Below are 21,258 nucleotides of genomic sequence, written 5' to 3'. Positions count from 1 at the left end.
TTCTGTACAGCGTTTCTCCCGTTTGAAACGGGTTATACGATATTTGTGCGGAGAATATTCATCCGGCAGCGTCTTGGATGATACTGCATATATCATATATACCTCTGGAACAACGGGAACGTCGAAAGGAGTCGAAGTCAGAAAATGAACGCAACAGCCGAAAATGTCCCGGAAGCGGTCATCAAAAAGACAGAGCGCTATCAAACGTACTGGGCGGACCTGATAAATGACGGCCAAATCGCGGCAAACCTCCACTTTATTGAGGCCGGCATAAAGGAAGAGCACAGCGATAAGACCGAGCCGAAGAAATGGGAAGGCGCCACAACGGGTCTCTATCAGGAATATCAAGGCGAAGGCGCCCATAAAGATATGTTTGAACCAGCCTTTGCACACCAAAATGCTGAGGTCATACTGGAGATCGTTGCAAACAGCGGCAGGCGTTTGGAACGGAATCTGTAACATCCGGAAGAATGGTTCAAGAAGACAGAGGGCAAGATAGGGGAATCAAACCCAGTTTTTTTGGAGGCTTGTCATGACGAACCTATCTTGGCTTACGTATGTAATGATCATCCTTGCCAGCTACCGGCTGACCCATTTAATTGTATTTGATAAGATTACGGAATTCATAAGAAAACCCTTTTTAAAGCAAGAAAAAACCGTCGATCAAAACGGGCGCACCGTGCAAAAAAAAGTCCCTTCCTCCGCATTCGGTTATATGCTGCAATGTTATTGGTGTGCAGGTGTCTGGTGCGCCATATTAATCGGTATCTGCTATTTGGTCTGGCCCCGTTTTGCTCATCCGGTTATTTTCATTTTGTCCATTGCCGGAGCGCAGGCCATTCTTGAGACGTGCGTCGGCGTCGGAACGAAGGTCATTGACGTGCTGGCCGCCATAAAACATAAAAAGTCCTGAGGCGATTTGTTTCGCTTTAGGACTTTTTTCTTTCTCTATTAGTCTTAGAGGAGCAAAGCAGACTTTCTGATTCACCGCCCGGAATGCTTCGGAATACCGTAAAGCAGAGAGGGGGAAAAACATGAAAGGCTGCCGTTCCAGCATGATATGGTTTTTGGCCGTTTTACTGACAGCCGGTATCTTTACAATGTCTGCATCAGCAAAAGCAAGCGGCACTCAGCCGGAGAGAGAAATGAGAGCCGTATGGATCGCGTCTGTCACCAATATCGACTGGCCCTCTAAAAAAGGGCTGTCACCCGATGAGCAAAAAAAAGAATACAGCAAACTGCTGGATGCCGTTCAGGCAATGGGGATGAACGCCGTTATCGTCCAAATTAAGCCGACGGCTGATGCTTTTTATCCATCAGATTACGGACCTTGGTCAGAGTATTTAACAGGAACTCAAGGTAAAAATCCGGGGTACGATCCGCTTGCTTTTTTAGTGGAAGAGACACACAAACGGAATCTTGAATTCCATGCTTGGTTCAACCCTTACCGGATCACGATGAATCACACAAATTTGAATGCGCTCTCAAAAGATCATCCCGCCCGTTCCCATCCGGACTGGGTCGCTGCATATGGAAACCAGCTGTATTATAATCCGGGCATTCCGGAAGTAAGGCAATTTATAACGGATGGAATCAAAGAGGTGGTCAGCCGTTATGACATTGATGCGGTTCATATGGATGATTATTTTTATCCTTATAAAATTGCCGGACAGGAATTCCCCGACCAGGCGGAATACGAACGGTACGGAAAAGCTCACTTTGCATCAATTGATGACTGGCGCAGGGATAACGTCAACCGTCTTGTAAAAGAGATCAATCAGACCATTAAACGAGAAAAACCTTATGTCAAATTCGGAATCAGCCCGTTCGGCGTATGGAGAAACGCCGCAGATGACCCGACAGGCTCCAAAACGGCCGCCGGGGTGCGGAACTACGATGACTTATACGCTGACACAAGAGAATGGATCCAAAAAGGATATATTGATTACATCGCGCCGCAGATTTACTGGAGCATCGGATTTAAAGCAGCAGCATATGACGTCTTAACTGATTGGTGGGGGAAAGAAGTGAACAATCGCCCGGTGCATTTATATATCGGGCAGGCGGCTTATAAAATCAATAACAACGCTGATCCGGCCTGGGCCGACCCGGAGGAATACGGAAGACAGATTGCTCTTAACAGGGGATCGGCATGGGTTAAAGGCAGCATGCATTTCAGTTTAAAGGATCTGAACCGTAATCCGCTCAATGTGAAAAGCCGTTTGCTCAAAGACATGTACAGCCGTCCAGCATTAATTCCCGAGATGCCATGGCTTGGACATTCCGTTTTAAAAAAGCCGGCTGTCAAGCGAGCGGAAAAAAATGCTTCAGGCAATACACTCTATATCGAAGATGCGAAATCCAACGGTAAGAAAACGGCTTATTACGCCATTTACCGCGCAGAAAAGGGAAAGCAGCCTTATTTAGTGGATACAGTCAGAAAAACAGCGTCACGGACGCAGACATTTTCAGATGCTGATATCCGGGCGAAAGGGGCCTGCACCTATATCGTTACTTCCGTTGACAGGCTTCACCATGAGAGCCGTCCCTCCGCAAAACGGACGGTTAAATAACATTTTTACAAAACTGACAGCGCAGGAGCTGTCAGTTTTTTGCGGATGAGTCGGAATGTTCAGACTTCATTTGGATGGAATGAATAAAGACCCCCATTAATAAAATGTAGAAAGCAGCAGAAGGAGGAAGGTTAATGAATTTTCAACTGACAAAAGAACAGCAGCTGGTGCGCGAAATGGTCAGAGATTTTGCCAAAAATGAAATTGCCCCGAAAGCCCATGAGGTGGATCAATCAGCCGTCTTCCCGGTAGACACATTTAAAAAAATAGGTGAACTCGGTCTGCTCGGAATTCCGTTTCCGGAAGAATACGGCGGGGCGGGCGGTGACACCATTTCATATGCGATAGCGGTTGAAGAAATCGGAAAAGCCTGCGGAAGCACGGGGCTAAGCTATGCGGCGGCCGTGTCACTCGGCGCAAGCCCATTATACTATTTCGGTACTGAACAGCAAAAACAAGAACACCTTACTCCGCTTGCTTCCGGAAAAGCGCTCGGATCATTCGGGCTGACAGAGCCAAATGCCGGTTCAGACGCTGGCGGAACACAGACAAAAGCCGAGAAAAAGGGCGATGACTATGTGATAAACGGTGAGAAATGCTGGATCACAAACGCCAATTACGCCCGCACGGTCATTGTCACCGCCGTGACGGGAAAGAACTCCGCCGGAAAACCGATCATCTCAGCCCTCATTGTTCCGACAGACACACCGGGATTTACGATTACAAATCCGTACGACAAGATGGGTGTGAGAGGATCGGATACGGCTGAACTTGTGCTGGAAGATGTCAGGGTGCCTGCCGACAACCTGCTCGGTGATCCTGAGAAGGGTTTTAAACAATTTTTATATACGTTAGACGGCGGACGGATTTCAATTGCGGCGCTTGCTGTCGGTATCGCTCAAGGGGCATTGGAGGCATCTCTGTCATATGCGAAGGAACGCAAGCAGTTCGGCAGCCCGATCTCATCATTTCAAGCCATTCAATTTAAACTCGCTGACATGGCGATGGAAATTGACCTTGCCAGACAGATGGTGCTTAAAGCGGCATGGCTGAAGGATCAAAACCTGCCATTTACGAAAGAAGCTGCATTCGCCAAGCTCTATGCGTCAGAAATGGCCGTCAGAACGTGCCTTCAGGCCATTCAAATTCACGGCGGTTCCGGATACATGAAGGAATGCGGGGTCGAACGCATGCTTCGTGACGCCAAGCTGATGGAGATTGGCGAGGGAACGTCAGAAATTCAAAGAATGGTCATCGCAAGACAGCTGTTGAAGTGAAATGAAAACGTTTACTAAAGCGAGAATGGAAGGAGGCAGGTCATATGGCTGAACTTATCCATTTAACAGCGGGAAAGCTGCTTGAGCGGACTGCGGAACTTTTCCCGGACCACGAAGCGGTTGTTTACCCTGAGCGCGGCCTCCGTTATACGTATGCCGAGTTTGACGGGTTATGCCGGCAGACCGCAAAAGGGCTGATGAAGCTGGGAATTAAAAAAGGAGATCATGTGGCCATATGGGCATCCAACATACCGGAATGGCTCGCGGCGCAATTTGCAACGGCGAAAATCGGCGCCGTTCTGATCACCATCAATACGAATTTTCAAATCGCAGAGCTGGATTACCTGCTGACCCATTCAGACGTCTCGGCCCTGATAATCATGGATTCCTACCGGCAGACATCTTATGTTGAGTTGGTGAATAAACTGATTCCGGAGCTGAAAACTTGTGAGCGCGGCAGACTGCGTTCGAAACGTTATCCTTTTTTACAGACGGTGTTATATATCGGTGATCAAAGCCCGCCCGGAATGCATCATTGGGATGCTCTGCTGAAGGATGCCGAAACCGTAACGGATGCAGAGCTTGACGGAAGGATGGACAGCCTGAAAAAGGATGATTGCATTCATATGCAATATACGTCAGGTACGACCGGATTTCCGAAAGGCGTCATGCTCTCACATTTTAATATCGTAAATAACGCGGCCAATATCGCAGAATGTATGAAGCTTACCTCAAGTGACCGTTTATGCATCCCCGTGCCGTTTTTCCACTGCTTCGGGTGTGTGCTCGGCGTGCTGGCATGTGTATCCGCGGGGGCGGCGATGATTCCGATCGAGCAGTTTTCTCCGCCATCCGTTCTGAAAACGGTGGAACAAGAAGCCTGCACGGCTCTGCACGGTGTGCCGACGATGTTTATCGCTCTGCTTCATGAAAGCCGTTTTTCTGATTATGACCTTTCTCACGTCCGAACCGGAATTATGGCAGGCTCGCCATGCCCGGCGGAAGTCATGAGAGAAGTAATCGGCAAAATGGGGATGACCGACATTACCATTGCCTACGGACAGACTGAAGCATCACCTGTCATTACGCAGACTAGAACGGATGATCCGTTTGAAAGAAGAGTGGAAACAGCGGGGCGCGCACTTCCCCATATCGAAGTCAGAATCGTTCGGCCCGGAACATCCGAGGAGGCTGCACGGGGCGAACAGGGAGAGCTCTGCACCCGCGGATACCATGTCATGAAAGGCTATTATAAAAATCAAGAAGCAACCGAAGAAGCGATAGATAAAGACGGCTGGCTGCATACCGGTGATTTGGCGGTCATGGACGAGGACGGGTACTGCAAAATCACAGGCCGTCTGAAAGACATGCTGATCAGGGGCGGCGAAAATATTTATCCCCGGGAGATTGAAGAAATGTTATATCGGCATCCCGCAGTAGCAGACGTTCAGGTCGTCGGCGTGCCTGATCCGAAATACGGAGAAGAGGCCGCGGCGTGGATCAGGCTCAAAGACGGACAAACCGCTTCTGCAGAAGACATCAGAACCTTTTGTAAAGAAAATATAGCCCGCTATAAAGTCCCCCGGTATGTTTTGTTCACAGATGAATATCCCATGACAGCCTCAGGAAAAATCCAGAAATTCAAACTGCGGGAAAAAACGATTGAAGAGCTCAAGTTAATTTAATGAAAAAGGAGTGCTTCACATTTGTTTAAAAAAGTTCTGATTGCCAATAGAGGAGAAATTGCCTTAAGAATAATCCGCACCTGCAAACGTCTCGGCATCCCCTCGGTATCTGTCTATTCAGAAGCCGACCGGGATGCGCTCCATGTAAAAGCGGCAGATGAGGCCTGCCTGATCGGTCAATCGAGAGTAAATGAAAGCTATTTACATATCGACAGAATCATAGAAGCCGCTAAAGCCGCCGGAGCGGACGCCATCCATCCCGGCTACGGGCTGCTGTCAGAAAACAGCCGGTTCGCCGAACGCTGCCGAAAGGAACACATCACATTTATCGGCCCGCCAGGTGACATCATCGCTAAGATGGGAAGCAAGATAGAAGCGCGAAAAACGATGCAGCAAGCAAAAGTTCCGATCGTTCCCGGTGTTTCAGAGCCATTGCCCGATGTTCACTCGGCCTTAGCCGAAGCCCGCGCCATCGGCTTTCCGGTCATGCTGAAAGCGTCCGCAGGAGGAGGCGGAATCGGCATGCAGATCGTACATTCGGAAGAAGAGCTGGCAAAAGCGTTTGAAGGCAATCAAAAGCGGGCCGCATCCTTTTTCGGAGACAGCGCAATGTATATGGAAAAAGTCATTGAAAACGCCCGTCATATTGAAATTCAGATTCTCGCAGATTCTTTCGGCAATACCATTCATCTGTTTGAACGTGACTGTTCAGTGCAAAGGCGCCATCAAAAAGTGGTAGAAGAAGCGCCATCGCCGTTTGTTGATGAGGAATTAAGACAAAGACTCGGTGAAACCGCCGTTAAAGCCGCTAAATCTATCGGCTACCAAAATGCGGGCACAATAGAGTTTCTCGTCGACCAAAAGAAACAAATCTATTTCTTAGAGATGAATACAAGACTGCAGGTAGAGCATCCGGTGACAGAAGAAATTACGGGGCTGGATCTTGTGGAAGAACAGCTGAAAATTGCCGCGGGACAGCCGCTGACTTTCTCGCAGAAAGACATCACCCATCACGGGCATGCGATAGAAGTGCGGATTTATGCGGAAGATCCGGTCACCTTTTATCCGTCACCCGGCACTATCTCCTCTTTCTCCGTTTTACGGCATCCGTCAGTGAGACACGAATGCGCCGTTGAAAAGGGCAGCACCGTTTCTCCTTTTTACGATCCGATGATTGCCAAGATGATCGTCACGGCAAAAACGAGAAAACAAGCCATTGAACAACTGAAAACCGCTCTTGGCGAATATCATGTAGAAGGAATTAAAACCAATATTCCGCTTCTTACAAAAATCGCCTGTTCAGAAGCGTTTGAAAAGGGTGAAGCGACAACCGGATTTTTACAAACAATAAACGGGGAGGCGTCAAAATGAGCGTCATAAAAATTCAGATGGCGGGTAACCTGTGGAAAATTCATGTGAAACCGGGCGATGTCATTGAGGAAGGACAGGAAGTGGCTGTCTTGGAATCTATGAAAATGGAAATTCCGATCATCGCTGATGCATCCGGAACCGTGAAAGAAGTGAAAAAAACGGAAGGCGATTTCACTGATGAAGGAGAGGTCCTGATTGAGCTTCAATAAAACGGGAGGTGCAGCATGAACTGTCCGAAGCATGTCCGCATCAACGAAGTAGGGCCTCGTGACGGCCTGCAGAATGAATCGGCGTGGGTGGATACAGAAGATAAGATTGAGTGGATCAACATGCTGTCAAAAACAGGACTTCCCTATATCGAAGTGACATCCTTCGTGCATCCGAGATGGATTCCGGCTCTTCGTGACAGCCTGGAAGTCGCAAAGGGTATTGCCAGATCAGAACATACGGTCTACGCGGCTCTCGTTCCAAACCTCATCGGACTGGAACATGCAGCAGAAGGAAGAATTGATCAAGCCTGTGTGTTTTTATCAGCAAGCGAAACCCATAACCAAAAAAACGTAAACAAACCCATTGACCGGACTGTTCAAGAACTCAGGCGGGTCATTACTGAAGCAAAAGCCGAAAAAATGGCGACGAGAGCGTATCTGTCCACTGTATTTGGCTGCCCGTACGAACAGAACGTGCCGGTCGAACAAGTCGTCCGCCTGGCAGACACTCTGATCGAAATGGGTGTTGATGAATTATCGCTCGGCGACACAATCGGCGCGGCAAATCCCTTGCAGGTCATCGCCGTGCTTGAAGCCCTTTTGCCGAGAATTCCGGCCTCAAACATCGCACTCCATTTCCATGATACAAGAGGCACGGCTCTTGCGAATATCATTCCCGCCCTTGATATGGGCATCACATCCTTTGATACCTCCTCAGGCGGGCTTGGCGGCTGCCCGTATGCCCCGGGATCAGCAGGCAACGCCGCCACAGAAGATGTCATTTATATGCTTGAACAAATGGGAATTGATACCGGGACGGACATGAATAAACTTCTTGAGGCCGCCGGCTGGATCGGGGACAAAATCGGCAAAGACCTGCCAAGCAGAAACCTGCAGGTATTCAGAACGAAATGAGAAAGGAGAACCCATGGGAGATTGTGTCTTGTATTCCGTCTGTCAAGAAACGATCGGACTGATCACACTGAACCGCCCGCATGCGGCCAACTCGCTGTCTTCTGAAATGATTGATGATTTACAGCGTGTAATTACAGACATCAGAAACTCGCCGTCTATTCGCTGCGTCATTCTCACCGGCTCTGGAAACACATTTTGCGCCGGTGCTGATTTAAAAGAAAGAGCAGGAATGAATCATGAACAAGTCAAGCAAAGCGTCAGGCGTATCGGCGAAACAGCCGCCTCAATTGAAGCTCTCCCGCAGCCGGTCATTGCAGCGCTGAACGGAACTGCTGTTGGAGGAGGACTTGAACTTGCTCTCGCCTGCGATATCAGAACAGCCGTCAGCCGGGCGGGCCTCGGCCTTCCTGAAACAGGCCTTGCGATCATTCCCGGGGCGGGGGGAACACAGAGACTGCCGCGGCTTATCGGTCCCGGCGCGGCAAAAGAATTGATTTACACCGGCCGAAAGCTCACGGCTCAAGAGGCAAAAGACATGAAGCTGATCGAGCATGTATGTGAAGCCGGGGAGCTTATGGAAAAAGTAAAAGCACTGGCCGGACGCATCGCCGCCAATGGACCGATCGCCGTCAGACAAGCAAAATTCGCGATAAACAAGGGTCTGGAGACAGATCTCAATACAGGGCTCACCATCGAACGAAAAGCATATGAACAAGTCATCCCGACACTTGACAGAGAAGAGGGCCTGCGCGCCTTTAAAGAAAAAAGACCCCCTGAATACAAAGGAAAATAAAACCTGGAGGGACTCGGATGGATTACGAAAAAGAACGGCAGACACGCAGCAAAACGATTGAAAAAGGAGGAGCGGAGAAATATCACGCAAGCAACGAAAAAAAGGGAAAACTTTTTGTAAGAGACAGGCTGAAGCTCCTATTCGATGACGGCATATCCGTAGAAGACGCTTTTTTCGCCGAATGTATGTCAGACGGACTGCCGGCTGACGGGGTCGTCACCGGAATCGGAACTATCGGCGGCAGAACCGTTTGTGTGATGGCAAACGACTCAACCGTAAAGGCGGGCTCGTGGGGCGCAAAAACGGTGGAAAAAATCATCCGCATTCAGGAAACGGCGGAAAAGCTGCAGTGTCCGCTTCTGTACTTAGTCGATTCAGCAGGTGCGAGAATTACGGATCAGGTCGACATGTTCCCGGGCAGGAGGGGAGCCGGACGCATTTTTTATAATCAAGTAAAGCTGTCGGGACGCATTCCGCAAATCTGCTTATTGTTCGGTCCTTCCGCTGCGGGCGGCGCTTACATTCCGGCATTTTGCGACATCGTCATTATGGTTGAAGGCAATGCATCCATGTACTTAGGCTCTCCGCGCATGGCGGAAATGGTAATCGGCGAAAAGGTATCGCTTGAAGAAATGGGCGGCGCCCGTATGCATTGTTCCGTATCAGGCTGCGGTGATCTTCTCGCCCGGACGGAACAGGAAGCAATTACGATGGCGCAGACATATCTCAGCTATTTTCCTGCAAATTATACTGAAAAAGCGCCCGTCAACACATCCAAGAACCCGAAAGCTTTTGAAAAACCGCTCTCAGATGTCATCCCGGCACATCAAAATGCACCGTTCAACATGATGGATTTAATTGAACGTGTCATCGATGAAGACTCCTTTTTTGAGATCAAACCATTATTTGCGCAGGAATTAATAACGGGGCTTGCGCGGATTCACGGACAGCCGGTCGGTATTATCGCCAATCAGCCGCGTGTCAAAGGCGGGGTTTTATTTCTCGATTCGGCGGACAAAGCCGCAAAATTCATCGCTTTGTGCGACGCATTTCATATTCCGCTTCTGTTTTTGGCAGACATCCCCGGATTTATGATCGGAACGAAGGTTGAGCAGGCGGGCATCATCAGACATGGCGCAAAAATGATCTCCGCAATGGCGGAAGCGACTGTTCCGAAGCTTTCCGTTATTGTCAGAAAAGCCTACGGTGCCGGATTATATGCGATGGCGGGGCCGGCTTTTGAACCGGATTGCTGCTTAGCGCTGCCGACTGCGCAAATTGCCGTCATGGGGCCTGAGGCAGCGGTGAATGCGGTATATGCAAACAAAATCAGCGAACTCGCTCCTGAAGAAAGATCGGCTTTTATTCAAGAAAAGCGTGATGAATATAAGGAAGACATCAACCTTTACCGCCTCGCCTCTGAAATGGTGATTGACGGCATCGTTCCCGCTGATTCCTTGCGGGAAGAACTTAATAAACGCCTCACTGCTTACATGTCCAAACAACTGACATTCACACACCGGAAACACCCCGTATACCCGGTATAAACATGAAAAAGACTGCATAGAAGAACGGCTGTCAGCCGGATCTATGCAGTCTCTTTTTTTATAATCTTGATCTCATTTTCTTTATGACAAAATATACTACAATAAATACAAGAGCCAATATAATAATCGGAGTTGTATACATTCCGGCATAGCTGTCTACATCTTTCCACTGTCCGCCGAGCTGATACCCGAGATAAACAAAAATGACGGACCACGGAATAATCGCAAGCGTCGTCAAAGTGACAAACTTGGAAAGCGGCATTTTCGCGAGTCCGGCCGGGATGGAAATCGCGTGTCTGACGACCGGGATAAACCGTGCCGAGAATACCACGCCCGCGCCGTAACGGCGAAACCAGTTTTCCGCAACATCAATATGATGCTTTTTCAGCAGTAAGTACTTGCCGTACTTGTCCAAAAACGGACGTCCTCCATAACGGGCGATCCAGTAAATAAAGCATTGCGCGATCGTTCCCCCGATGACACCGGCGATAATGGCGCCGATAAAACTGATCGTGCCTTCTGACACCATATAGCCTCCATAAGCCAGAACGATTTCACTCGGAATGATTTCGATCATTAACCCGAGCGCAATCCCTAAATAGCCCATACTTGTCAGCCAGGATAATATTTCACTAATAAAATTGCCCACACTGTTCACAACCTCTTTATCTTTTTACCCAATTATATGACTGATTGACAAGCAAAATGGTTACAAATTATTTTTTAATGCGTCCTATCTTCAGATTCTCTTTTTAACACCTCTTCTAAATAAGCTAAAAGTTTCGGTCTCATTTCTTTCCGCAAGCCCGATCTCCGTCCCGGCTTTAAAACACCCGATCTTATCGCCTATATCAAACCGGCTTCCTTCAAGCTCCCGCGCGTAAATGTTCCGGGTGCGGCACACTTTGCGCAGCGCATCAGTTAATTGGATGGCAGGGGTTAATATGTAACGGCCCATCACGGCAATACGTGAGGGCGCCTTATCAGCAGCCGGCTTCTCAATCAGGTCCTCAACCTGATACACATGACCGCTCTGCCGCCCCGTCTGTATAATACCATATTTGCTGACATCAGCAGGCTCGACGGGCTGTACGCCGATTGCTTCTGTGCCGTGCTGGTTATAGACGTCTATGAGTTGCGAAAGCGCAGGGGTGTCAGATACCATAATATCGTCTCCTAAGAGAACGGCAAAAGGCTCATCTCCGATAAAATGCTCCGCACACAATACCGCATGTCCTAAGCCGAGCGGCTCTTTCTGGCGGATGTAATGAATATTGGCCAAATCGGCAATTTGCTGCATTTCCTTAAGCATCTCCGTCTTGCCTTTTTCCTGCAGATTGAATTCCAATTCCGCCGACCGGTCAAAATGATCTTCAATCGAGCGTTTGTTTCTCCCCGTAATAATCAGTATATCTTCAATTCCTGACTCTGCGGCCTCTTCTACAATATATTGGATTGCCGGTTTGTCGACAATCGGCAGCATTTCTTTCGGCTGTGCCTTTGTCGCCGGCAGAAATCTCGTTCCTAAACCTGCTGCGGGAATGACCGCTTTTCTCACTTTTTTTCTCATTCATCTTCACTCCTGATCCTGTATGTTTTTCAGCGAATCTCCAAATACCCAGATTCGGTTTCCGATAAAATTCATCATCATTCCGCCGATAGTGGCGGCGAGCTTACTCACCAAAAGCGTACAGCCGCCTTTTTGAAACGCGTAAAGCAATAAAAAGGTGATCGCCGACGCGGCGGCATTAATCATGAGAAAGCGCACGATCTCTTTCACGCCGGCCTTGCGTTTTACACGAAACGTCCAATTTCGGTTCCACACATAGCTGTTGATGATCCCCGCCGAATAGGAACAGATCTGAGCCGGCAGATAAGGGACATGGCAAGCGGTGAGAAGGAAGAAGACACCAAAATCTATCAGCGTATTGCCGAAGCCCACGATGCAAAAACGGCCTAATGTCTTTATTTTTTCTTTCAGCATAACGGCACCCGGTGTTGACCTCCCTTCATAATAAAATGCGGATGGCTGTCATAGTTGTTGATAGGGATTACTTTAGCGGACAGTGTTGAATAAACAATTACTAAAATATGAACAAAACATGAAAACGTAATGAGGCCTTGTTGCCCTATTATGTTAACAATTTAATAGTTTTGGTTGACATATTTCGTAAGGAACACTAATATTCTGTATAAGTGTTAACCTGTATTTATTTTGGTTTACATTAATTTTCAAGGTGAGAGAAAGCAGGGGAGAGAATGGAGGAAGAGACATATTACAGCGTCAGAATGAGAGCTTCCCGGGACGCGCCACATGAGCAGGGAGGAAAACACATTTCCGGCGGAGAACGGCTCATCACTTACAGCGGATTACAAGAAGCGGTGAATGGCTTATTACACAAAGGCTTCTCGCATTCAAGAGGGACACCTGATTTTATGCAGATACAGCTTGAAAGCGTCAATCAACCGATCAAAACGATCCGCCCTTTGCCTGTTGCCGTACATCAAACAGATACGGCAGAGAAAGGACAAGCAGTCGCCCGGAAGCTTCTGCAAAAAGCCGGGATTCCTCCGCATCTGATAGAGAAAGCCTATCAAAATATCGCGGAATATGCAGAAGCAAGAGGAGCGGTCCTGTTCGACATTCGGACAGGAAAACGCATTGACGGCAGAAAGGAAAGAGGTGTACGGGTATCCCGCATGGATTGGCCTGCACACGATTTTCAAAAATGGGCTTTCGAGCACAAAATGCCGGAAAATCCAAGAATAAAAGAAGCGCATGCCATCGCGGCAAAGGTTTGTGCACATCCGGGCATCATTGCTGAACTGTGCTGGTCGGATGACCCTGATTACATAACAGGCTACGTTGCCGCAAAGAAGCTGGGCTATCAGCGGATTACCAAGATGAAGAATGCCGGAGATGAAAGCGGCTGCCGGATTTTCTTTACAGATGGATCCATAGATACGGAGAGCTGTATACATTTTTTAGAGAAGCAGCCTGTATTCATTCAGAGGGAGGGGAAAATATGAAACAATCAATGATTGAAAAAAGCAAAAAGCATCTTTGGCTGCCCTTCACACAAATGAAAGATTACGATGAGGATCCGTTAATCATTGAAAGCGGAAACGGAATTATGCTGAAAGACACAAGCGGCAAAGAATATTATGACGGCTTTTCTTCAGTATGGCTCAATGTACACGGCCACCGCAAAAAGGAAATGGATGAGGCGATTCAAAAACAGCTTGAAAAAATCGCTCATTCTACTTTGCTGGGCATGACGAACGTTCCCGCAACAGAACTTGCCGAGATGCTGACGAGCATCACACCGGAAAAGCTGACACGCGTTTTTTACTCTGATAGCGGAGCGGAAGCGATGGAAATCGCTCTGAAAATGGCCTTTCAATACTGGAAAAACATAGGGCGGCCTGAGAAGCAGACATTCATTTCTATGCAGAACGGCTATCACGGCGACACGATTGGAGCCGTCAGCGTCGGTTCTATTGAACTTTTCCATCATGTGTACGGCCCGCTGATGTTTGAAAGCTACAAAGCCCCGATTCCTTATGTATACAGATCTGAAAGCGGCGACCCCGTCCAGTGCCGGGATGAATGTCTTAGTGCGCTCGAACAGCTGCTTGCGGAGCATCACGAAGAGATTGCGGCACTTACGATTGAATCGATGGTGCAGGGAGCATCCGGAATGATCGTCATGCCTGAAGGCTTTCTGGCAGGCGTACGAAAGCTGTGTACGGCATATGATGTGTTAATGATCGTTGACGAAGTGGCGACGGGTTTCGGCCGTACCGGAAAAATGTTTGCCTGTGAGCATGAAAATGTTCAGCCTGATTTGATGGCGGCAGGGAAAGGAATTACGGGAGGCTATTTGCCGATTGCCGTGACGTTTGCCACAGAAGCGATTTATGAAGCCTTCTACGATGACTATGAAAAAATGAAAACATTTTTCCACGGTCACTCCTATACAGGAAATCAGCTTGGCTGTGCCGCGGCAATTGAAAATCTGCGTTTATTTGAATCAGAGCGCATCGTTGAACAAGTCGCCGAAAAATCAAAAACGGCAGCGATGTTTCTTCATGATCTGAAGCAGCTTCCTCATGTCGGCGATATCCGCCAGCTCGGTTTGATGTGCGGCATAGAGCTTGTGCAGGATAAGGAGACGAAACAGCCATATCCGTCAGAAAAGAGGATAGGGTACGAGGTATCTTTAAAAATGAGAGAGCTTGGTATGCTGACGAGACCGCTCGGAGACGTAATCGCCTTTCTGCCGCCGCTTGCCAGCACAGCTGATCAGTTAAAAGCCATGATCTCCATTATGAAAGAAGCGATAGCCGAGGTGACCGGCCGTGGATTTTGACGGATGGCTTCTCGGAAGGCTCGATGCGGTGAAAACAGACGGGCTGTATCGGACGCTGCGAACACAGGAAACCGCTCTCAAAACCAAGGGGCAAAAAAGGCAGATCTGGGCGTCCAATGACTATTTGGGCCTGTCAAAAGACGAACGGCTGATCACAGCCGCGCAAACGGCGCTGAGCCGATTCGGGGCAGGAAGCAGCGGCTCACGGTTAACCACGGGAAATACGCTATGGCACGAAAAACTTGAAAAAACAATCGCGGACTTTAAACAGACGGAAGCTGCTTTATTGTTTTCAAGCGGTTACTTGGCAAATATCGGCGTGCTTGCTTCACTGCCGCAAAAAGGCGATGTCATTTTAAGCGATCAGTTGAACCATGCGAGCATTGTGGACGGCTGCCGTTTATCAAAAGCGGAAACCATTGTGTACCGACATATTGATATGGCAGATCTCGAGGACAAACTTGCCTCCGTCCGGTCTCGGAACCGCCGCTTTATCGTTACGGACGGCGTATTCAGCATGGACGGCACCATTGCCCCGCTTGACAGCATAATGGCGCTTGCAAAGCAGTATCAGGCATTTGTAATAGTAGATGACGCGCATGCAACCGGGGTACTCGGGGAAAACGGCGGAGGAACCAGTGAATATTTTGGTGTTAGGCCTGATGTTGTCATCGGCACATTAAGTAAAGCCGTCGGAACGGAAGGCGGTTTTGCCGCAGGATCAAACATTTTCATTGATTTTTTGCTGAATCATGCGCGGACGTTTATTTTTCAGACGGCCGTCGCGCCGGCGATTTGTGCGGCTTCGCATACGGCATTTGACATCATAAAGGGCATGCACGATACACGCCGTGTATTGTTGTCATCTGTCAAAACGATAAAAACCCGTCTCGCCGATATGGGATTTACCGTAAGAGGCGGAGATACACCGATTCTCCCAGTCATCATCGGTGATGCAAAAACAGCGGTTTCAGCTGCTGCGTTACTGGAGAAAAAGGGAATCTGCGCCCCTGCCATCCGCCCGCCAGCCGTTCCGGGCGGTGAAAGCAGAATCAGGCTGACCGTCACGGCGGACCGCAGCTTACAGGACATAGATGAGCTGACAGAAGCATTTGATTCCATTAGAAAAGAGCTGAATATCAACCAATGAGAAGTTTTTTTGTCACAGGAACAGATACCGGCGTCGGAAAAACCATCGTTTCTTGCGGACTTGCCGCGGCATTCAGGCAGAGACAGGCGGATGTCGGAGTATTTAAGCCGTTTTTAAGCGGAGTGCCGCGGACTCATCCGGAAAGTGACACTTCGCTGTTGAAAGATATGTCACAAACCGTACTGTCTCATGAAGAAATTACGCCATTTGAATGGAAAGAGCCGCTTGCTCCGTACACGGCCGCCATGCTTGAGGGAAAATCCGTAAGTATGGAGGAGGTCATGGTTCACTGGAAAAAAATTAAAAATCATCATGAGTGTTTCATCGTCGAAGGAGCAGGCGGCATTTCCGTACCGCTCGGTGAAAAATACTTAGTCAGTGATTTGATAAAAGCCCTGGAATTGCCGGCAGTGATTGTGGCCAGGCCTGATCTTGGAACCATCAACCACACATATTTAACCGTTGAATACGCGAAAAACATGGGGATAGACGTTATCGGCATCATCATCAACGGCGTAAACAGCCGGCCGGGGCTGGATGAAAAGACAAACCCGAACATAATTGAAGCGCTGTGCGGAGTTCCGATTTTAGGAATCACACCGAAGCTGGAACACGTTTCAGCGGAAAATATTCAACACATGATTGAGAAACATGTAGATGTTTCCTCTTTCATGAATCTGACACAAATGGGGAGATAAACATGAATCAATGGATGGATCTTGCAGAGAGAGTGCTGGACGGGGCGGAAGTAACGAATCAGGAAGCGCTTGCTATTTTAAATTGTCCTGATGAGGATCTTTTATTGCTGATGCATGCCGCTTTCCATATCAGAAAACGATTTTACGGAAAAAAAGTAAAGCTGAACATGATTATGAATGCAAAATCAGGGCTGTGTCCGGAAAATTGCGGGTACTGTTCACAATCTTCAATATCAAAAGCGCCGATTGAGTCTTATCGGATGGTGGATAAGCATATATTGCTTAAGGGGGCAAAACGCGCCCATGACCTGAATATAGGGACATACTGTATCGTCGCCAGCGGACGGGGCCCGTCAAACAGAGAAGTAGACCAAGTGGTTGATGCCGTCAAAGAAATTAAAGAAACGTACGGTTTAAAAATTTGCGCATGCCTCGGTCTGCTGAAGCCGGAACAGGCAGAGCGGCTGAAACAGGCAGGAGTAGACCGGTACAATCATAACATCAATACATCACAAAGGAATCACTCAAACATTACCACATCTCACACGTATGACGACAGGGTTAATACAGTGGAAACGGCCAAACAATCGGGGATGTCGCCTTGTTCGGGTGTCATCGTCGGCATGAAAGAGACGAAACAGGATGTCGTTGATATGGCGAACAGCTTAAAAGTGCTTGACGCCGACAGCATCCCGGTTAATTTTCTGCATGCGATTGACGGAACCCCGTTAGAGGGGGTAAGCGAATTAAATCCGGTATATTGCCTGAAAGTGCTCGCTTTGTTCCGTTTTATCAATCCGGCAAAAGAAATCCGCATCTCAGGAGGCCGTGAAGTCAACCTTCGTTCACTGCAGCCGCTCGGTTTGTACGCAGCAAATTCCATATTCGTCGGCGATTACTTAACAACCTCAGGACAGCATGAAACAGAGGATCATAAAATGCTCCATGATTTAGGTTTTGAAGTCGAATCCGTTGAAGAAATGAAAGCCGGCTTACAATCCGCCTGCAATACGGAGGTATAAGATGACGGCGGGCCTATCGATTGCACATCCGTCCCTCCATGCGGATTCAGATTTTTGGAATAACCCTTATCCGTTTTATGACAAACTGCGGGCCGCCGATCCTGTGTATCAAGGAACCGTTTTAAAATACCCGGGGCGCTACATCACCGGATATCAAGAAGCGGAAGCCGTCCTGAAAGACACCAGATTTAAAAACCGCATTCCGATGCCTGAAGCGTCAGCTAAATATAAACACCTGAAAAACTTGCAGAAGGATATGCTGCTGTTTACAAATCACTCAGACCATAAGCGGCTTCGCATGCTGATCGGCAAAGCATTCACTCTGAAAAAAGCGGAGCTGCTGAAACCCTTTATAACTGCAACGGTTCATGATGTGTTAGACCAAATAGATCACAGAAAAACCGCAGACCTTGTATCAGACTTCGCCTTCCCAGTGGCGAGTCTCGTCATTGCGGAGATACTCGGGGTGCCGAAAGAAGACAGAGCAAGCTTCAGGGAATGGACCGCGGACGTCATTCAGGCCATTGACCTGACCCGTTCTAAAAAGGCGCTGCTTAAAGCCGGCGGTACGGCCGGAAAGCTGACGGCGTATTTTAAAGATTTGATTCACAAACGGAAAACAGAGCCTCAAAAAGACGTCATCAGCACACTTATCAGCGAAGAACAGCTTTCCGAAGATGAAGTGCTCGCATCCTGCATCCTGCTCATTATCGCCGGACACGAAACGACGGTAAATCTGATCTGCAATGGCGTGTTTTCATTATTGAAACATCCGGCCGAGCTCAGTAAATTGCGGGAAAACCCGCAGCTGATTGCATCTGCAACGGAGGAATTTCTTCGCTTTGAAAGCCCGGCGCAGCTGACGGCTCGTACAGCTTCAGAAGACTGTGTCATCAATCAGCACCTCATAAAAAAAGGAGAGCAGGTATATATTCTGTTAGGCGCAGCCAACCGCGACCCGGAGATATTTCATCGTCCCCATCAGCTGGATATTACGAGAAATCCCAATCCGCATCTGGCATTTGGAAAAGGCGCCCACGTCTGTATCGGCTCCTCATTAGCGCGGATTGAGGCCCAAACGGCCATCCTCACACTGCTGGAGCGGGCCCCTGATATTCGCCTTGTAAAAACAGATATTACATACCGCAAACTCTTCGGTTTCAGGTCGCTTTCAGCGCTTCCGGTTATTCTCAGCTGATGACATTGCAGAAGGGGCAGGTTTATCAAGCCCCTTCTCTAAGATGAAACAGTTCCTCTTATCATGTACCGGAAACATGTCACAATACACCCGCACTCAAACCCTTCAATATAACTGCAATCGCTTACAGATCTGCCGCCTGACAGTCCCTATGAGATATAACTGAAAGGAGAAGTGATTATGGGAAAAGGGAAAATCATGGATTCATTTAAAGAAGCCGCGGAGCTGATCAATGACGGTGACACTCTTATTGCAGGAGGATTCGGTCTTTGCGGCATCCCCGAGCAGTTAATTCTCGCCATCAGAGACCGGGGGACAAAAAACCTGACTGTCGTCAGCAATAACTGCGGCGTTGACGACTGGGGGCTGGGCCTCTTGCTTGCGAACCGTCAGATTAAAAAGATGATCGCTTCCTATGTCGGAGAAAACAAAACTTTTGAACGGCAATTTTTAAACGGAGATCTGGAAGTTGAGCTGGTTCCCCAAGGTACGCTCGCCGAACGGATTCGCGCGGGAGGAGCGGGTATCCCGGCATTTTATACCCCGGCCGGTGCGGGGACTTCAGTCGCTGAAGGAAAAGAGCAAAAAACATTTGACGGACGGACCTGCCTTTTGGAAAGAGGCATTAAAGGACACGCCAGCATTGTAAAAGCGTGGAAAGCTGATCCGCTCGGCAATTTGATTTTCAGAAAAACGGCAAGAAATTTTAATCCGCTCGCCGCCATGGCAGGCAGGGTAACCATTGCCGAGGCAGAGGAAATTGTCGAGGCAGGTGAGCTTGACCCGGATCACATTCATACGCCGGGTATTTTTGTCCAGCATGTGCTCAAAAGCACGAATCTCGAAAAAAGGATCGAACGCCGCACCGTCCGGGAAGCATGAAGAAAGGAGCTGATCAAATGAAAGATGGCAGAAAACGAATGATCGCACGGGCAGTAAAAGAGATTAAGGACGGAATGAATGTGAATTTAGGAATCGGCATGCCGACGCTTGTCGCAAATGAAATACCGGAAGATTATAACGTGCTGCTTCAGTCGGAGAACGGCTTGCTCGGAATCGGCCCTTATCCTCTTGCGGGAGCGGAGGACCCGGATCTCATTAACGCCGGCAAAGAAACCATCACCGAAGTTAAAGGAGCCTCGTATTTTGACAGTGCCGAATCGTTTGCTATGATTCGCGGGGGCCATATAGATGTCGCGATCCTCGGCGGTATGGAAGTATCCGAAAAAGGGGACTTGGCCAACTGGATGATACCCGGAAAAATGATCAAAGGAATGGGCGGGGCTATGGACTTGGTTCACGGAGCAAAACGGATCGTTGTCATCATGGAACACGTAAATAAATTCGGTGAATCTAAGGTTAAATCGGAATGCACTCTGCCTCTGACCGGCAGACAAGTCGTCCATCGGCTGATAACAGATTTGGCGGTGTTCGATTTTCACCAAGGCCGCATGATGCTGACAGAATTGCAGGAAGGCGCGGCATTAGAGGAAGTCATTGAGAAAACAGAAGGCCGTTTCACTGTCAGTGAAGCATTAACATCCGGGCGGAAATAAGGAGGCATTATCATGGACACATTGCTGAAAGACAAAGCGGCTGTAGTGACAGGAGCAGCCAGAGGAATCGGATTTGAAATCGCTCAAGAATTCACCCGTGAAGGAGCCGCCGTAATCATAGCGGATGTCAATGAACAGGCGGGAAAAGAAGCCGCTGCAAAACTCAATGAAGAAGGCGCTCATGCCAGAAGCATCACGTGTGATGTAACCGATGAAAAGCAAACGGCCGATATGATTCAAAAAGCCGTGACAGAATTCGGGCGTCTCGATATTCTCGTGAATAACGCAGGCATTCAGCATATCGCCCCCATTGAGGCATTTCCCGCGGAACAATTTGAACGGCTCATCCGTGTCATGCTGACTGCGCCATTTATCGCCATGAAACATGCATTTCCCGTCATGAAAAAACAGCAATTCGGACGAATCATAAATATGGCGTCTGTCAATGGGCTGATCGGTTTTTACGGAAAAGCCGCATATAACAGCGCCAAACATGGCGTCATCGGCTTAACGAAAGTCGGCGCGCTTGAAGGCGCGGCTGACGGCATTACTGTCAATGCCCTCTGTCCCGGGTATGTTGACACACAGCTCGTCCACAATCAGCTGAAGGACATTTCTGATACAAGAAATGTGCCGTATGAACGTGTTCTGGAGGACGTCATCTTCCCGCTCGTTCCCCAAAAACGGCTGCTGTCAGTGAAGGAAATCGCTGATTACGCCGTGTTTTTGGCCAGCGACAAAGCAAAAGGCGTCACCGGTCAGGCCGTCGTCATGGACGGAGGGTATACCGCTCAATAGTTCGTATACGTTTTGAAAAAACAGCCGCACTGAATGGCTGTTTTTTTGTGCCTTAAACCCTTGTTCACACAAGGATAACAAATTAAAAATGAA

19 protein-coding genes and 4 pseudogenes are annotated in these 21,258 nt (G+C 48.6%); 20 read left to right on the top strand and 3 right to left on the bottom strand.

The window, feature by feature from the left end; genetic code table 11:
- Nucleotides 1–22: 22 nt before the first annotated feature.
- From QRX25_RS19770 to QRX25_RS09045, 11 genes and pseudogenes are all read left to right on the top strand, one after another.
- Nucleotides 23–148, top strand: coding sequence for an AMP-binding protein (locus QRX25_RS19770; RefSeq protein WP_212101513.1), 126 nt, complete (start codon nt 23–25; stop codon nt 146–148).
- A pseudogene (locus QRX25_RS09090) lies at nt 139–459 on the top strand (hypothetical protein); the annotation flags it as partial. The gene QRX25_RS19770 and the pseudogene QRX25_RS09090, both read left to right, overlap by 10 nt.
- A gap of 73 nt (nt 460–532) precedes the next feature.
- Complete coding sequence (locus QRX25_RS09085; protein WP_065981614.1) at nt 533–913, top strand: DUF1360 domain-containing protein; 381 nt, start codon at nt 533–535, stop codon at nt 911–913.
- Nucleotides 914–1,034: 121 nt separating this feature from the next.
- Nucleotides 1,035–2,573 (top strand): glycoside hydrolase family 10-like protein, encoded by a 1,539-nt coding sequence (locus QRX25_RS09080; RefSeq protein WP_212101510.1) that lies wholly within the window; start codon nt 1,035–1,037, stop codon nt 2,571–2,573.
- 134 nt (nt 2,574–2,707) lie between these two features.
- On the top strand, nt 2,708–3,850 hold the full coding sequence (locus tag QRX25_RS09075; RefSeq protein ID WP_212101508.1) for an acyl-CoA dehydrogenase family protein: 1,143 nt from the start codon (nt 2,708–2,710) through the stop codon (nt 3,848–3,850).
- Between the two features lie 41 nt (nt 3,851–3,891).
- A pseudogene (locus tag QRX25_RS09070) lies at nt 3,892–5,535 on the top strand (AMP-binding protein); the annotation flags it as partial.
- Nucleotides 5,536–5,556: 21 nt separating this feature from the next.
- On the top strand, nt 5,557–6,906 hold the full coding sequence (locus QRX25_RS09065) for an acetyl-CoA carboxylase biotin carboxylase subunit (RefSeq protein ID WP_065981610.1): 1,350 nt from the start codon (nt 5,557–5,559) through the stop codon (nt 6,904–6,906).
- Nucleotides 6,903–7,115 (top strand): acetyl-CoA carboxylase biotin carboxyl carrier protein subunit, encoded by a 213-nt coding sequence (locus tag QRX25_RS09060; RefSeq protein WP_065981609.1) that lies wholly within the window; start codon nt 6,903–6,905, stop codon nt 7,113–7,115. The genes QRX25_RS09065 and QRX25_RS09060 overlap by 4 nt, the downstream gene beginning before the upstream one ends.
- Before the next feature lie 15 nt (nt 7,116–7,130).
- Nucleotides 7,131–8,030, top strand: a complete 900-nt coding sequence (locus tag QRX25_RS09055; protein ID WP_065981608.1) for a hydroxymethylglutaryl-CoA lyase — start codon at nt 7,131–7,133, stop codon at nt 8,028–8,030.
- 13 nt (nt 8,031–8,043) lie between these two features.
- Nucleotides 8,044–8,823 carry an enoyl-CoA hydratase gene (locus tag QRX25_RS09050; RefSeq protein WP_212101506.1) on the top strand — a complete coding sequence of 260 codons (780 nt, stop codon included), beginning with the start codon at nt 8,044–8,046 and terminating at the stop codon, nt 8,821–8,823.
- Nucleotides 8,824–8,840: 17 nt separating this feature from the next.
- Nucleotides 8,841–10,370: an acyl-CoA carboxylase subunit beta gene (locus tag QRX25_RS09045; protein WP_013352465.1), complete on the top strand. Its 1,530-nt coding sequence runs from the start codon at nt 8,841–8,843 to the stop codon at nt 10,368–10,370.
- Nucleotides 10,371–10,428: 58 nt separating this feature from the next.
- Here QRX25_RS09045 and uptA read toward each other — a convergent pair whose 3' ends face one another.
- The 3 genes and pseudogenes from uptA to QRX25_RS09030 all read right to left on the bottom strand — a co-directional run bounded on the left by uptA (nt 10,429) and on the right by QRX25_RS09030 (nt 12,406).
- Nucleotides 10,429–11,019: an undecaprenyl phosphate transporter UptA gene (gene uptA, locus QRX25_RS09040; RefSeq protein WP_065981606.1), complete on the bottom strand. Its 591-nt coding sequence runs from the start codon at nt 11,017–11,019 to the stop codon at nt 10,429–10,431.
- A gap of 74 nt (nt 11,020–11,093) precedes the next feature.
- Nucleotides 11,094–11,940: pseudogene (galU, locus tag QRX25_RS09035) on the bottom strand (UTP--glucose-1-phosphate uridylyltransferase GalU).
- A gap of 6 nt (nt 11,941–11,946) precedes the next feature.
- A pseudogene (locus tag QRX25_RS09030) lies at nt 11,947–12,406 on the bottom strand (GtrA family protein).
- 223 nt (nt 12,407–12,629) lie between these two features.
- Here QRX25_RS09030 and QRX25_RS09025 point away from each other — a divergent pair.
- The 9 genes from QRX25_RS09025 (at nt 12,630) to QRX25_RS08985 (ending at nt 21,165) form a co-directional block, all read left to right on the top strand.
- Complete coding sequence (locus QRX25_RS09025; RefSeq protein WP_115997483.1) at nt 12,630–13,400, top strand: 6-carboxyhexanoate--CoA ligase; 771 nt, start codon at nt 12,630–12,632, stop codon at nt 13,398–13,400.
- Nucleotides 13,397–14,743, top strand: a complete 1,347-nt coding sequence (bioA, locus tag QRX25_RS09020; protein ID WP_212101502.1) for an adenosylmethionine--8-amino-7-oxononanoate transaminase — start codon at nt 13,397–13,399, stop codon at nt 14,741–14,743. The genes QRX25_RS09025 and bioA overlap by 4 nt, the downstream gene beginning before the upstream one ends.
- On the top strand, nt 14,733–15,893 hold the full coding sequence (gene bioF, locus QRX25_RS09015) for an 8-amino-7-oxononanoate synthase (protein WP_115997481.1): 1,161 nt from the start codon (nt 14,733–14,735) through the stop codon (nt 15,891–15,893). The genes bioA and bioF overlap by 11 nt, the downstream gene beginning before the upstream one ends.
- The gene (gene bioD / locus QRX25_RS09010) at nt 15,890–16,591 is read left to right on the top strand and encodes a dethiobiotin synthase (RefSeq protein ID WP_115997480.1); all 702 of its coding nucleotides are present in this window, start codon (nt 15,890–15,892) and stop codon (nt 16,589–16,591) included. Before bioF ends, bioD begins: the two co-directional genes overlap by 4 nt.
- Before the next feature lie 2 nt (nt 16,592–16,593).
- Nucleotides 16,594–17,613, top strand: a complete 1,020-nt coding sequence (gene bioB / locus QRX25_RS09005) for a biotin synthase BioB (protein WP_115997479.1) — start codon at nt 16,594–16,596, stop codon at nt 17,611–17,613.
- Between the two features lies 1 nt (nt 17,614).
- Nucleotides 17,615–18,811, top strand: coding sequence for a cytochrome P450 (locus QRX25_RS09000; protein ID WP_212101501.1), 1,197 nt, complete (start codon nt 17,615–17,617; stop codon nt 18,809–18,811).
- A gap of 180 nt (nt 18,812–18,991) precedes the next feature.
- Nucleotides 18,992–19,693, top strand: a complete 702-nt coding sequence (locus tag QRX25_RS08995) for a CoA transferase subunit A (RefSeq protein ID WP_013352455.1) — start codon at nt 18,992–18,994, stop codon at nt 19,691–19,693.
- Nucleotides 19,694–19,710: 17 nt separating this feature from the next.
- Nucleotides 19,711–20,367, top strand: a complete 657-nt coding sequence (locus QRX25_RS08990) for a 3-oxoacid CoA-transferase subunit B (protein ID WP_065981597.1) — start codon at nt 19,711–19,713, stop codon at nt 20,365–20,367.
- Between the two features lie 12 nt (nt 20,368–20,379).
- Nucleotides 20,380–21,165 carry a 3-hydroxybutyrate dehydrogenase gene (locus tag QRX25_RS08985; protein WP_065981596.1) on the top strand — a complete coding sequence of 262 codons (786 nt, stop codon included), beginning with the start codon at nt 20,380–20,382 and terminating at the stop codon, nt 21,163–21,165.
- Nucleotides 21,166–21,258 lie beyond the last annotated feature (93 nt).

Origin of the sequence: Bacillus sp. L381, from assembly GCF_030284525.1 — a bacterium.
GTDB lineage: Bacteria > Bacillota > Bacilli > Bacillales > Bacillaceae > Bacillus > Bacillus amyloliquefaciens.
Note: the sequence above shows the minus strand (reverse complement) of the source record. Positions and strands in the feature narration are given on the sequence as shown.

Bases quoted from the DNA above. Each gene is read 5' to 3' on its own strand.
- QRX25_RS09000 (WP_212101501.1), top strand. From the start codon at position 17,615: ATGACGGCGGGCCTATCGATTGCACATCCGTCCCTCCATGCGGATTCA.
- bioD (WP_115997480.1), top strand. From the start codon at position 15,890: ATGAGAAGTTTTTTTGTCACAGGAACAGATACCGGCGTCGGAAAAACC.
- QRX25_RS09055 (WP_065981608.1), top strand. From the start codon at position 7,131: ATGAACTGTCCGAAGCATGTCCGCATCAACGAAGTAGGGCCTCGTGAC.
- QRX25_RS08985 (WP_065981596.1), top strand. From the start codon at position 20,380: ATGGACACATTGCTGAAAGACAAAGCGGCTGTAGTGACAGGAGCAGCC.
- QRX25_RS09075 (WP_212101508.1), top strand. From the start codon at position 2,708: ATGAATTTTCAACTGACAAAAGAACAGCAGCTGGTGCGCGAAATGGTC.
- bioA (WP_212101502.1), top strand. From the start codon at position 13,397: ATGAAACAATCAATGATTGAAAAAAGCAAAAAGCATCTTTGGCTGCCC.
- QRX25_RS09050 (WP_212101506.1), top strand. From the start codon at position 8,044: ATGGGAGATTGTGTCTTGTATTCCGTCTGTCAAGAAACGATCGGACTG.
- bioB (WP_115997479.1), top strand. From the start codon at position 16,594: ATGAATCAATGGATGGATCTTGCAGAGAGAGTGCTGGACGGGGCGGAA.
- QRX25_RS09085 (WP_065981614.1), top strand. From the start codon at position 533: ATGACGAACCTATCTTGGCTTACGTATGTAATGATCATCCTTGCCAGC.
- QRX25_RS08990 (WP_065981597.1), top strand. From the start codon at position 19,711: ATGAAAGATGGCAGAAAACGAATGATCGCACGGGCAGTAAAAGAGATT.
- QRX25_RS08995 (WP_013352455.1), top strand. From the start codon at position 18,992: ATGGGAAAAGGGAAAATCATGGATTCATTTAAAGAAGCCGCGGAGCTG.
- QRX25_RS09045 (WP_013352465.1), top strand. From the start codon at position 8,841: ATGGATTACGAAAAAGAACGGCAGACACGCAGCAAAACGATTGAAAAA.
- QRX25_RS09025 (WP_115997483.1), top strand. From the start codon at position 12,630: ATGGAGGAAGAGACATATTACAGCGTCAGAATGAGAGCTTCCCGGGAC.
- QRX25_RS09080 (WP_212101510.1), top strand. From the start codon at position 1,035: ATGAAAGGCTGCCGTTCCAGCATGATATGGTTTTTGGCCGTTTTACTG.
- QRX25_RS09060 (WP_065981609.1), top strand. From the start codon at position 6,903: ATGAGCGTCATAAAAATTCAGATGGCGGGTAACCTGTGGAAAATTCAT.